At 45.9% G+C, this 12,237-nt stretch carries 9 protein-coding genes; 2 read left to right on the top strand and 7 right to left on the bottom strand.

Translation table 11 applies throughout. From position 1 onward, the window contains the following. Positions 1-65: 65 nt before the first annotated feature. The 4 genes from OP864_RS04950 to OP864_RS04965 all read right to left on the bottom strand — a co-directional run bounded on the left by OP864_RS04950 (position 66) and on the right by OP864_RS04965 (position 3,090). Complete coding sequence (locus OP864_RS04950; RefSeq protein ID WP_270100181.1) at positions 66-1,043, bottom strand: DUF6976 family protein; 978 nt, start codon at positions 1,041-1,043, stop codon at positions 66-68. A 40-nt stretch (positions 1,044-1,083) separates the two neighbouring features. Next, entirely contained in the window at positions 1,084-2,064 is a 981-nt protein-coding gene (locus tag OP864_RS04955) for a DUF6976 family protein (RefSeq protein WP_270100182.1), read from the bottom strand. A gap of 15 nt (positions 2,065-2,079) precedes the next feature. Then, positions 2,080-2,301 carry a hypothetical protein gene (locus tag OP864_RS04960; protein WP_015691677.1) on the bottom strand — a complete coding sequence of 74 codons (222 nt, stop codon included), beginning with the start codon at positions 2,299-2,301 and terminating at the stop codon, positions 2,080-2,082. A gap of 72 nt (positions 2,302-2,373) precedes the next feature. Then, a complete protein-coding gene (locus OP864_RS04965) occupies positions 2,374-3,090 on the bottom strand; it encodes a toxin-antitoxin system YwqK family antitoxin (protein ID WP_270100183.1) in 717 nt (238 codons plus the stop codon). A gap of 319 nt (positions 3,091-3,409) precedes the next feature. On the opposite strand from OP864_RS04965, the gene OP864_RS04970 reads away from it, so the two are divergent. Beyond that, positions 3,410-3,916: a hypothetical protein gene (locus OP864_RS04970; protein ID WP_270100184.1), complete on the top strand. Its 507-nt coding sequence runs from the start codon at positions 3,410-3,412 to the stop codon at positions 3,914-3,916. Between the two features lie 243 nt (positions 3,917-4,159). On the opposite strand, the gene OP864_RS04975 is transcribed toward OP864_RS04970, so the two are convergent. The 3 genes from OP864_RS04975 to OP864_RS04985 form a co-directional block, all read right to left on the bottom strand. After that, on the bottom strand, positions 4,160-5,611 hold the full coding sequence (locus tag OP864_RS04975) for a hypothetical protein (protein ID WP_270100185.1): 1,452 nt from the start codon (positions 5,609-5,611) through the stop codon (positions 4,160-4,162). Between the two features lie 23 nt (positions 5,612-5,634). Further along, positions 5,635-7,029 carry an outer membrane beta-barrel protein gene (locus OP864_RS04980; protein WP_270100186.1) on the bottom strand — a complete coding sequence of 465 codons (1,395 nt, stop codon included), beginning with the start codon at positions 7,027-7,029 and terminating at the stop codon, positions 5,635-5,637. Positions 7,030-7,182: 153 nt separating this feature from the next. Continuing rightward, positions 7,183-10,542 carry a WD40 repeat domain-containing protein gene (locus OP864_RS04985; protein ID WP_270100187.1) on the bottom strand — a complete coding sequence of 1,120 codons (3,360 nt, stop codon included), beginning with the start codon at positions 10,540-10,542 and terminating at the stop codon, positions 7,183-7,185. A 536-nt stretch (positions 10,543-11,078) separates the two neighbouring features. Here OP864_RS04985 and pdhA point away from each other — a divergent pair. Beyond that, on the top strand, positions 11,079-12,086 hold the full coding sequence (pdhA, locus tag OP864_RS04990) for a pyruvate dehydrogenase (acetyl-transferring) E1 component subunit alpha (protein WP_270100188.1): 1,008 nt from the start codon (positions 11,079-11,081) through the stop codon (positions 12,084-12,086). The last annotated feature ends 151 nt before the right edge of the window (positions 12,087-12,237 follow it).

A 12,237-nucleotide genomic window follows, 5' to 3' on the forward strand; every position in this document is an offset into this window, starting at 1 on the left:
TATTGTTTGGGATAAAGGTAAAGAGCTAAGTTCTTCAAAAAAATAGTGGGTTAGTGTAATCTTCTTTACTTATCCTGAATATAGAGAAGGACCAGCGTTTGGTTGAGTAAGAGGTAGGCAATTTCGCCAAAGGTAAATGGCCCCCCATAATTAGCCAGTCGCACGCCATTCAATTGGAAATTGAAATAGATAGAAATGCAATTAAAGGCTGTTTGGGCCTTTTCTTTAGGCATTTTATCTAAGAACGCATCGGGGCTATAAGTAATTTCCTTGGCCCAATAATAAACTTGGTCGGTAGAGACTGGGCCATAAAAATAGACTCGATCTTCTTCCATCCGTTCAAGGTCAATATTGACCAAGGCACCAGAGTAATTAGCGACCAGAGGGAGTTGGCCTTTAATCTCATTGGCTCGGCAATAGTGGGCAAAATTTTGTTTTTCGCCATTGATCAGGACCTCTGCGGCGGAGAAGTCATTTTCTAAGAACTGAATGCGGTCGCCTTGGCCTTGTTCGTAAGGGTTATAAATTTCGATTTCGGCATATTGGCTTTCGGGCAATTCAATATGCATCATGACGGCCTTATTGCTTAGGCAGCTAGCTGTTGGGCCATGATAAACGGCTGGAAACTGTTCATCTTCGGCCTCTAGGTCTTTTCCGGTGACCCAACCTAAAATTGGAGAATCATAGAGGGTTTCATATTGTCCAATTTCTACGGCATAGGCTTTATGCACCTCAGAAAAAACGGGCATAGCGATATAGCTAAAGCCATTTTTGGGCCGATCGGCCAGCATTTGTTCAAATTCTTGGGCCGAATAGCTTTTAATTTCGGCAAATTGGGCCAAATTGCTCAATCGGCTGACAAAAAGATGCTGCAGATTTTTTTCTGCACCAGCTTCGCTCATAAAGTACGGAATCGTTCCCCCTAGCCATTGGCCAGCAGGCAACTGATCGAGTAATTCTTGGCTAGCTGCAATCAGCAGGAGTTCTCCTGCTTCAATGAGGCGGCGGGTTTCTTCTAAAGTTAATATTTGGTTGTTCGGCATGAGCCATTTTGTTAGCGGTTAAGATATGCATGGCCAACTACTATTTTTTGATATCTAGAATGACCATCGTTTGGTTCAGGACCAGATAGGCGATTTCGCCAAAAGTGAAGGGGTAATGGTAGCCTTGAGTATAGTTTTCTTCTCCGCCCAATTGCATAAAGTTAGCTACACAATTGTAGGCGACTAAGGTCGTTTCGTTTTTTGGGGGCAGTTTGGCCTTAAAAGCCGCTTGTCGGTTTTCTATGGTTTTGGCAAAGCGGTAAGTTTGGCTTTGAAAAACGGGAGCAGCAAAACTGACGGCCGTGGCGGCTTCTTCTGCCTGATAGATAGAGGTATTGAGTTGGGCACCACCAAAATCTCCGACCAAGGGGTACTCCATATTAATTTGATGCTCTTGGAGATAGCTCAAAAAGTTTTGTTTTTCGCCATCAATTAAACAATCCTCTACCTGATAGCCATCTTCTAGGAATTGGATTTGGGGTCCCTCGTTTTGTTCATAGATATTCACAATAGAGAGCTCCGCATATTGGTCTGCAGCAAGTTGGGCGTGCAGGGCCAAAAGTTGGTCCGTATAGACCGCTCCATTTTGGCCATTCACCACTAGTGGTTGAGCGGCCTCGCCCCAAACAATACCCGTTACCCAACCTAGGGTAGGCACATCAAATAGCTTTGGGTTTTGGCTAATTTGCAAGGCATAATTGGCCTGTACTTCCTGAAAAGCGGGCATCAGCAAATAGCTAAAGCCATTTTCTGGACGATCATCTAGCATTTGTTCCAATTCTTGAGCGCCATAGGCCTTAATGCTAAAATCTTGAATTTCAGTCGTCAGATCTGTCACAAAAACCTGCTCTCGGTTCAAGGTACCGCCCTCTTCGGTCATAAAGTAGGGAATGCTGCCACCGATCCAGTTACCTTTGGGCAGGGTGTTCAAAATTGGTCCATCTGCGGCAACAATTAAGGTTCGGCCTTCTGTAATCCATTGGGCACAAATTTCGGGGGAAACCAGTTGGTTGTTTTTCATGGGGAAGGGGGGGGCTTAATGTCTAAAAATAGCTTTAAGGTCGGCAGCATACATTTTTTCATTTTTGGCACAATAGGCCCAAAGCTGCTGTCTCGCTTCATTTAAGCTTAATTTTCCTTTGCGGAGCTGTACCTTGAGGCTATTCAGTTTTAGCTGTAGCGACAGGCTTTTTAACTTGGGCTTAATCCGCTCTTCTAAGAGGGCTGCCCATTCTTCTTCTTGAGGGTCTGCTAGCATAAAATTTCTGATTTAGTGGTTTCTCTCTCAATTTAATAAAAAAAGGCTTCTCAAGGAAGCCTTTTTTTATTCTTATTCTAGGGGCTCGCACTGCGGCCGCATTTTGTCAATTGTACTTTTTGCCAAATCATTGATGCCTTTTAGCTGGCCTTCTTCGGCTTTCCAAAAGGTGGCGCAGGTCTTTAATGGACTGTCACAAAGCATTTTAGACTGTAGTTTTCCTGTACTATCTTGGGCATATAACCAGAGCTCACAATGCTCATAATTTCCCAGATAAGTCCCTTTGGCTTTGGGCTGTCCATTCTGATAAAATTCTGCAAAGGGCCCATTTGCTTCATTGTTGCGCATAATCACCCATTCTTTGAGTTGCCCATTGGGGTAGTAGGTTTTCAGGCTATCATCCAAAACGCCCTCCTTATAATAGCCGGCCTGTTTCAGTTGGCCATCGGGGTAATAATAGCTTAGGGGCCCATCTTCCTGCCCTTTTTCATTATACTGAAAACGGGCGGCCAGTTTCCCATTCGGATGATATTGTTTTTCTTCGCCAACACTTAGGCCCGCCTTCATTTTGCGCTCCAAAAGCAAGACTTTTTTGCCCTCTTGTAGGCTATATTCTTTATAAACCCCTTCTTTTTGCTGCTTGATGGTATCAAATTGGTATTCCATCAATAAATCGGCCTGCTGTTCTGTTTTCCAGATTTTTGGCCCTTCATTTTTTTGAGTCTGCTCCTCGCCTTGGCAAGCCATAAAAAGCAGGATACTAGCTGCGGCTACAATTTTCTTCATCATATGCTTTAAGATTTTTATTTTTTGGGGCCTGCCGCCTTCGGCGGCCGGGCTGTGTCGTGGCTCGCAGGTCTGCTCGGCCCTGCGGCGCTTGCAGCGCCTGGGTCTGGCCTTCGGCCACCACTATCCATCCCTAGGCCAATTGACGCTTAGTTTATTGGGCTAAATTAAGCAAGCTGCTTTTTCTAGAAAAGGACATTTCTGCAAAAAGTTACGTTCTTTAAAAATCGGGGGCTTGACAAAATAGTTGTATCTTTATAAAAACCCCATTTTTAGTACTCATTCAATTCACAAATTAGCTATTCCCCAACCCTTTTGTCCTATGAAAATTTACAGTTTTTTTTTGGGCCTTTTGGCCCTTAGTCTTGTTTCTTGCCAATCTACCCCCAAATCATCTACAAATGATGAGCTGGCTAGTTTTCCTGAAAAAGAATTTGCCAAAGTAGTAGCCTATGATTATGAAAGCATGCAAGGCGACTACATTTTGAATAAAAATGGGGAGCTCCACCCTTCTGTTAAGGCAGAAAAAGAACTCACGGAGGAGCAGCAAAAGCTTTTGCTCAGTACTTTGAATAGTAAAAACAGTTATGGGGGCTCGGTCACTCGTTGTTTTTATCCTCGTTTGGGCTTTGTTTTCTACAATGCAGCCGATGAGCCTGTGGGCCAAGTGAGTATTTGTTTTCAGTGTAATCAGCAGGTGGCTGGGCCGCAGATTCCGGTACAAGAGGCCTTATTGGCCGAGGGCCAACCGATTGGTTATAGTGCATTGGGCCGAGAGAAGTTGTTGGAGCTTTGCCAAAGTTTAGGCTTTAGCAATTGTAATGAATAACGGAATTAAGAAAATAGAAAGGCCGTTTTCCTGAGTGGAAAACGGCCTTTTTTTGGTCCAATTTTCTGCGTTTTACAGGCGGCGAAGCCGCCGCAAAGGAGCGCAGCGACGCGGCTGAGGGGCTGTAGCAGGGCCGCCGCAGGCGGCAGACCAAAGCGCTGAAAGCGCTGCAGGGCCGAGCAGACTTGCGAGCTGCGCAATGGCCCGACCCGTAGCGAAGCGAAGGGGCAGCCCCAAAATAGCCTAATCTACTGGCGTAAGCAGTCCTTCATTATTGGTTTTGATGAGGCAAACCATGGCGTTGGTGGCCACATTCATGGTACCCGTCATGAGATAGCCCTTGAGTTCTCGGCGGGTGGTACCGGGCACCAACTCGCGGATAGGCATGACCGTTCCGGCTTGGTTACCGGCTAGGGCCTGGCTACCATTATTGACAGAAGCGCGGCCAAATTGGCGAATTTCGCCATCCCATTCTGGGGTAAGATTGGGGCCCACCTTAGCCATAACGAGTTCATCGCCAAAATTGGCATCATCGTATTGGTAGACAGCACTGATGACAAAGCTCGGTTCACTTCCAGAGACATCGGAGGGAACCAAAGCGATACTTCCGGCCAGGAGATCCTCGCTAGTATTGCTAAAGCCGCCATTTGTTTTACCTAGATATCGGCGTTGAATTTCTCCTACGCCCTCATCGACTTGAAGGAGGAGGAGATCGCCTTCATTCACTTCATTTCTAGTGGGGTCTCTATTTTCGACATGGCTCAGAATCGTAATTCTGGCGTTTAGCGAATCGTAGCAAGAGCCGCCGGCCACCAAAAACATATCTTGGCCGCCAAAACTTTGTTGAGAGACCTCGCTACCCGAAGAGGCGCGGAATCGGATCACGAGAATATCGGTAGTAAAATTGGGGTTGGTGGGTGTCCCGTTTTCCTCATCTCGTTTTTCGGCGGTAGCGGTGACTACATAAGCGCCATTGAGAACCTCTACAGAGGCGGCGCGATCTTCACCGACAAATCCACGGACAGAGCGCCAGATGATATTGCCATCTAGGTCTAGGCGCATAAGGAGCACATCTGTTTTATCTAGGGCCTGATAATCTTGGTATTCGGGTTTACCGATATAGACATCGGTCGTTTCTCCGGCCAAGACAAAGCCCCCATCGGGAAGTTCCTTAATATCATAGACAAAGTCCTTATAAATTTCTGAAGAGCCTAGGGTAGCGCCATTGAGCAAGACTTTTTCCCAGACCACATTTCCTTCTAGGTCTAATTTATAGAGCACGATATAAGTGGCATCTAGGGTAGATTGGCCGCCCACCGTCACCACGGTAGTTCGGTTACCGGCTACGAGGTAGCCAGACTCATCGGAGAGGACCAGCACGCGGTGGCCGGTTTCTTCATAGCCATTACTTTCGTCGCCAAAAGTTTTGCTCCATTCCTCATTGCCCAGAGAATCTGTTTTAATGAGGTAGAAGTCATTGTAGCTAGCGGAATTGACAAAAGCGTTAGAAGAGCCAAGGATAATAAAGCCTTTATCGGCTGTTTCCTTAACGTCTTTTCCGATTTGGTCATTTACATGTCCGTAGTACTTAACGAAAGCATCTTCTTGATTGGCGGGAGAGATATTCTCTTTTTTGCAAGCGCTAAGGCCCAGTAGCAGGAGCATACAGCTAGCGAAGAAATACTTATTGATCATAGTTTTCTAATTTAGGTGAAAAGTTAATTCCCTTTAATATCTGAGGCTTTATCTTTGATTTCGTCAATCACCTTAGAGCTAGCGCGACCACGGCGAACATCTTCGATGATACCGGGTTGATCTCTTTCGAGTTCGCGAACGAAGCTATTGAGTTCTCGTTTTAGTTCGGAGTCTGTAGTTCGTTTAGCATTTCGTTTTTCCTTCTTGATAATTTTATTGAGTCGGCGATTGATATAAACTTCGTTGTACTGTCGTTTTTTTCTGGGTTTGTAGAAAGACTTTTCGAAGCCGATAGTTAGTGAATAATTATCCATACGGAAGTCATTATCTACATGTCCATATTCGTAGAGCAATTCTGGATTGCTATAGCGATTTTCTCTATTGACGGAATTCATCAAAAAGCGGTTGTATCGGGCTTCGATAATAACGAAATCGTGTCCTAGGCGAATTTTTGCGCCAGCGCCAGCGAGTAGAGAGACATTAAAGCCTTCTCTTAGGGAGAGGCGGTCGGCTTCTCCGGCTTGAGTTTCGGCAGAGAGGCCAGATCCGGCAATAACGAAGCTACGTTCGCCACCGACTACGGCTCCACCACCATCAGATTCTCGGGTTGTATTTCTTTGGATATTGACCACACTAGCAGAGAGCAAGAAATTGGGTGCTCCACCGATATAAGCGTAAGGGATGACCTTTTTGTAGCGTTTGAAATAGTGCTCATAGCGTAGCATTAGGGGAATATCGATCCAGTACTGTCGTTCATCAAACTGCAGGCTAGAGTATTGCAGTGTATTTTGGGCGGGGTTTTGCAAACCTGCCGAGAGGAACATACTATCGATAGCGCGATAACTTCTGAGGGCAAAATTACCTTCTAGAGCGAGCGTAAAGTCTCTCCAGATAGGCATTTCTACACCGATAGCGCCAGAAAAGCCCAGTACAAATTGGTTATAATTTTCTGCTCGATAATTATTGTTATCTACATTATAGGTTTCTAGCGTTTGCAGGCGAGTATTATTGGCGCCAATATTTCCATAAATAGAGACCAGCGGTTTATGTCTATACGTTCTAGAGAGATAAATCAGGTCATAAGAATTATTGGGATTCAGCGAATCTGCCTCATAGAGGGGGTTAATTTTGAGGAGTTCTTCAAAGGATCGGGTAGCATCATCTAGGTCATTACGGAAGAGGTAGCTTTCGGTCAGTAACTTATACCCTTCTTCTCTTTTTGCTTTAACGGGAAAAGCTTTCTTATTCGCTAGGCAATCTCGGATCAGGTCGCCCACCTCTTCTAGCTGCCCTTCTTCATAGGCTCTTTTAGCCTCATCTAAATGGTCATTACAGAGGTCCTCGTCTAGTGATTGTGCAGATAAGACTTGAGGGCTGAGGGCTAGGGCGACAGCGGCCCAAAGCAATTTTAGTTTCATAATAAAAAGCGAATTAGTAATTATTAAACTCGAACTCATTTTGGAGACGGCAAGCCTCTGGGCTTGGCAAAGGAGTGGATAAAGCCTAAAAAAAGGGGAAAGCTAGCCCGGCTAGCCCTCCCCTGGCTCTATCTTTAGAGGTATATTATTGTATTAGTCCCCTTGTTGATATTCATTACCACAGGTAGAAAGGGGAACGCGTTCGCCTTCTGCAGTAATAATATACAGGCGTTGGTTACGTGGATCTCTTTCGGGATCATCTGTACCGATATATTTCTTCCATTCTTTATTAGAAAGGTTGCGGCGCACCATAGCGCAGAGTTGGCTAGCATAGCGGAACATATCCACCTCATAGATTTTCACTTCTCCATTAGCGCAGCCGGTAAGGACTTTTTGTCCATCATGTGTAAAGGCCACAGAAAGGACCCAATCTTCATGATCTTCTAGGCGAACGGGCTGGAACTTAGGATCTTTGAAGGGGAACTCCTCTTCATTATCATAATTCTCATAAGCTTGATTCCAGATTTGCCAAAGTGTAGCTCTTTTATCGAGGCTACCCACCACGAGCATAGTTCCATCATCAGAGAAGCTGAGGTCACTAATTTTGGCGCTATGATAAACGAGGCGTTCGGGAATATAGCGGTTACCGTCTTGGTCTAGACCATTTTTGTAGTGATAGATATCAAAGATGAGCAAAGAGCCATCTTGGTAGCCTACAGCAACAAATCGGCCAGTGGGGCTAATGGCTACAGCGGTAGCATTGCGTTTGTTGTAGGGATTTTCTAGTTTAAAATCCTCTTGGCCTGACTTAATGTTCCAGATAGAAACATCAGGAGATCCTCCAGCGCCAGCCACATGTTGTCCATCGGCAGAAACGGCAATAGAAGTCACTCGGTAAGGCGTACGTTCTACAATAGGAGTTACTTCTCCTTTCATATTGGTATACTTGATACTGCGGTCATCTCCGGCAGAGATCACGGCATTACCCGTAGGCAAGAAAGCGAGGTCCCAAACGCGGCGGCCACGGTGAACGTCTACCTTAAGCATGCGTTCTTCTTTGGCCACATCCCAAATTTCCATATAATCTTCATCGCCAGCACGGACCAAGAACTTTCCTTCGGCATTCATATCCATACAACGATAAACTCGGTTGTTGCGGTTGCGGGTAAGCACCTGCGGAGCGCCTGCTGTTCTTTGTTCCTCTTTGCTATCAAAAACCTGTAGAGGCCATTTAAACAGCCAGCCATCAGAACCAGTAGTATAAACTTTTTGGTCAAATTCTCCTTCTGCGGTAGAGACCACAATAGAGCGCATGGCACCAAGGTGAGAGAGGCCATCAGGCGCTACATTCAAACTATTAAAGTCTGGGTTATCTCCTACCCCTTGCATTTTATCTATAGCCTTATAAAGGGCTTCATAGATATAGGCATCATGTTCTTTTCCACCATTTACCCGATTCAGCTCAAAGGCTTCTTTCGCCAAAAGTGCTTCTAGGTCGGGTTCTTCTACTTTCCAAGACTTTACCGCTACAGACTGGGCCAAAGAAAGGCCTTTTGTCATAATCGCCTTAAGGCGTTCTTCTTGGGCTCTGCGTTCTGACTTCATGGCATCTCGGCGAGCTTGTTCGGCCTTGAGCTTAGCAATTTCTGCTCTTTGGCGTTCCAATTCTGCCGTATCCAGAGCGATTAGAGCCTTTGAGCGAGCTTGGTTGGCGGCTCTAGACTTCAACTCAGCAATATCTGAAGAGCGAATCGCTTTTTCGGTAGCCTGACGGGCCAAGAAACTTTCTCTTTGGGCACGATTGGCATTTACCTTGGCCATATAGCGACTCTCATTGGCTCTTTGCTTGGCTATTTCTGCCTGATAAGCAGCTAGGCGAGCCTCTTTTTCTTTGCGGCCAGCCACCTGAGCCGATCGGCGGGCACTATCTAGGGCCACACCGGCCAAAAGCAAAAGAATAAGACAGATGGCGCCAAAGCCCAAAGAAAGATAAGTAATCAGCATACGGGTTTTCCGTTTGCGGTCATCATCTTCCTTCTTATCTCTAAGTTTTTTATCTGAAGCTTCATGACTTTTCAGTAAAAAGTCAATCGTTTCATCATAAGTAGTATTGTATCGAGAAGCCCAAGCCTTGGTAGGCGCTAGGCGATCGGGGTGCTCCTCATCATAGGTATGGGGTTCATACCATTTGAGGCCCAAACTCAATTCGGGTTCTACCCAAAGGGCGCCTTTTCCTTCAAAGTAAAGAGCGGCCGCAGTAGATAGGCGAGTATAGGTTTCGGCTGCCTCATGCTCTTCTTCGGCCCAATGCGCCAAACGGTCCCAATAAGAAATTAAGCTTTCATGCGTAATACTAATTACGGTGTCTAGCTCCAAATCATCCCGATTTGGGGGCGCCTGCAAAAAGCGGCGGTCCGAACGAGAGAAAGCCACAATAACCGGAGCCAAACTCTCTATACTTTGATCCGTCAACTTGCAAAGTTCGCCTACAGTAGCTACCCTACGGCTAGCCGAACCATCGGCATTGCGCTCAGAAAGCGCCCGAAACATTCGTTGACAAGTAACTTTTTGCTCTTCTGTTTTAAGCTTATTATAGGCCTCCTCGGCATGCACAGAAAGCGCCTCCTTGATGGTCCCTACATTCTCATAATGCTTAATCCCCAAAGGAAGGCTAGGGTCAGAATCGACCTCCACCCAATTGTCCCAAACGCGCATCATCAAATGCTGCAAACGAGGCAAATCGTCAAAGTCTTCTCCAATATCAGCAATCATCCGGCTCACTAGGTCTGGAGCAATGCTTGCCCCCACAGCCTTAACCGGCATAATCATCACCTTCTTGAGCTCTTCTACCTTCATTTTTGGAATCAGAAACTGCCCATCGTTAATCGCCTCGGGCAAGCCTCTAAAATCCGTACAACGCCCAATATAATCCGAGCGCATAGTCAATACAATATAAATAGGCGCTTCGCGCTGCCTAGATGCATTGAGCAGTAAATTGACAAAGGTAGCCGCATCTTCCTGAGCGGCTGAAGAAGTCTTTGCAAAGGCAAAAATCTCTTCAAATTGGTCAATGACCACCATCAAATTGGCTCGCTCTACATCCGCATCTTTATAAGCATCGACTAAACCCAAACTTCCTCGGCGCAGACTTTTCTCTACAATAGCCGGGTAGTTAGGGTCCATTTTACTGTCAGGGTGCAAGACCCCTCTAGAAGCCAACTGACGACTCAAGTTTCCAATCGGATTGTTGCCAGGCTGACAAACCGCAATTCGCCAGTTTTGCCCCGCCTGCCCCGCAAAACCATCTTTTAGTTTTGGGACCAAGGCCGCACGAACTAGCGAGGACTTACCTCCGCCTGCTCCTCCTACCAATGCCAAAAAACGATTGCCGCGAATCTTACGCAACAATTCATCGAGCTGCTTATTCCTTCCGAAAAAAAGCTCTCTTTCTTTGGCCTCATAAGGGCGCAGTCCAGGATAAGGTTCCTTAGTTAAAATTTCAAAGGATGCCATACTTTATATATAGTGTTAGTCTTGGGGAAGTTTTGGCAAAATAATGTTGCCTAGATGATTCTTCTCAGTGTAGTATGTTATTCAGCTTTAAGATAAGCGAATTATCCAGAATAATAAAACCCCTCCTTAATTATTCCTTAAAATCCAAAGGGCCTTTTTTCTTTCTAACTTTACTTTTGTCGCCTCTCCTCCTCCCCTTTTTTAAGGCCTAAACCTAGCTTTTTGCCGCCCAAGCCTAGGCTAAAAATAAGTCGCTTGGCCCTTTAGAGCTCCTCAACTAAAAACTAAAGCCCCCAACTCCTCTCCCAGCCAAAAATCAAAAGCCCAAACAGCAAGAACAAATAAACGGTACCAAAAGTCTACCCTAGGCAACTAAACACTAAACTATTCCCTCAAAAAAAATCTATCCTTTTGCGCAAAATTTAATTTTGACCTCCTACTTTAATTAGTATCTTAGCCCTGGAAAGCAGCATTTTCAGCCTCTCAACCGCTCAAAATACTGCAAACCAATTCTTTAAGATAAAAACTTCAGGAATATGGCTAAGCGCAAAAAAAAGCCTGCATTTTCAAAAGAACAGTACCTCTCTTGGTACGAATTGATGTATCTCACACGCAAATTTGAAGAGCAGTGTAATATTGTATACTATCAGAAAAAAATCCGTGGATTCCTCCACCTCTGTATTGGCCAAGAAGCCATCTACGCCGCTATGCAGTCTGCCTGCCGCAAAGAAGACTCTTGGATTACCGCCTACCGCGTACACGGTATGGCCCTAGCCGCTGGCATCTCCGCCAACGAAACTATGGCCGAACTCTACGGTAAAGCTACCGGCAATGTGAAAGGTAAAGGAGGCTCTATGCACTTCTTTAATGCCGAACGCAATTTTTATGGCGGCCACGGTATCGTCGGTGGCCAAATTGGCCTCGGTGCCGGACTCGCCTTTGCCGATAAGTATAAAGGCAATGATAATGTGACCCTCGCCCTCTTCGGCGATGGCGCCTCTCGCCAAGGTATCCTGCACGAGAGCTTTAATATGGCCATGACCTGGAAACTTCCCGTGCTCTTTATTTGCGAAAATAACAAGTACGCTATGGGTACCTCTGTAGAACGTACCTCTAATGTGACCAATCTCCACCTCTTGGGCGAAAGCTACAAAATGCCCAATAAAGCCATTAACGGCATGGATGTGGAAGTGCTCCACAACGAATTGAGCGAGGCCATCGACTATATCCGCCAAGGTAACGGCCCTATGCTGCTCGAAATCGAAACTTACCGCTACAAAGGCCACTCTATGTCTGATCCCGCTAAATACCGGACCAAAGACGAAGAGAAAGAATATAAGGAGAAAGACCCCATCGGCCGCGTAGAACATACACTCCTAGAAAATAAAATGATTACAGAGGAAGAATTGAAGGAAATTCAAAATCGCCTCAAGGAGGAAGTCAAGGCCGCTGTTCAGTTTGCAGAGGAGTCTCCCCTCCCCCAGCCCGAACAGTTGTACGAGGATATGTACATCCAAGAAGATTACCCTTTTATTAAGGACTAAAAGGTTTGCCTTCAAACGCTAAAGAGCAATAGAAACTATTTCTGTTGCTCTTTTTTTATCTTTTTGGGGCCTCCTGCCTTCGGCAGGCGCTACGTTTCGCAGCTCGCAAGTCTGCTCGGCCCTGCGCGGGCTTCGCCCGCTAGGTCTGGCC

This window comes from Saprospira grandis, assembly GCF_027594745.1.
In the GTDB taxonomy this organism is placed as follows: Bacteria; Bacteroidota; Bacteroidia; order Chitinophagales; family Saprospiraceae; genus Saprospira; species Saprospira grandis.

What these genes read in the sequence shown, in the direction of transcription:
- OP864_RS04985 (WP_270100187.1), bottom strand. Translation starts at nt 10,542, where the DNA reads ATGGCATCCTTTGAAATTTTAACTAAGGAACCTTATCCTGGACTGCGC.
- pdhA (WP_270100188.1), top strand. Translation starts at nt 11,079, where the DNA reads ATGGCTAAGCGCAAAAAAAAGCCTGCATTTTCAAAAGAACAGTACCTC.
- OP864_RS04975 (WP_270100185.1), bottom strand. Translation starts at nt 5,611, where the DNA reads ATGATCAATAAGTATTTCTTCGCTAGCTGTATGCTCCTGCTACTGGGC.
- OP864_RS04965 (WP_270100183.1), bottom strand. Translation starts at nt 3,090, where the DNA reads ATGATGAAGAAAATTGTAGCCGCAGCTAGTATCCTGCTTTTTATGGCT.
- OP864_RS04960 (WP_015691677.1), bottom strand. Translation starts at nt 2,301, where the DNA reads ATGCTAGCAGACCCTCAAGAAGAAGAATGGGCAGCCCTCTTAGAAGAG.
- OP864_RS04980 (WP_270100186.1), bottom strand. Translation starts at nt 7,029, where the DNA reads ATGAAACTAAAATTGCTTTGGGCCGCTGTCGCCCTAGCCCTCAGCCCT.
- OP864_RS04950 (WP_270100181.1), bottom strand. Translation starts at nt 1,043, where the DNA reads ATGCCGAACAACCAAATATTAACTTTAGAAGAAACCCGCCGCCTCATT.
- OP864_RS04970 (WP_270100184.1), top strand. Translation starts at nt 3,410, where the DNA reads ATGAAAATTTACAGTTTTTTTTTGGGCCTTTTGGCCCTTAGTCTTGTT.
- OP864_RS04955 (WP_270100182.1), bottom strand. Translation starts at nt 2,064, where the DNA reads ATGAAAAACAACCAACTGGTTTCCCCCGAAATTTGTGCCCAATGGATT.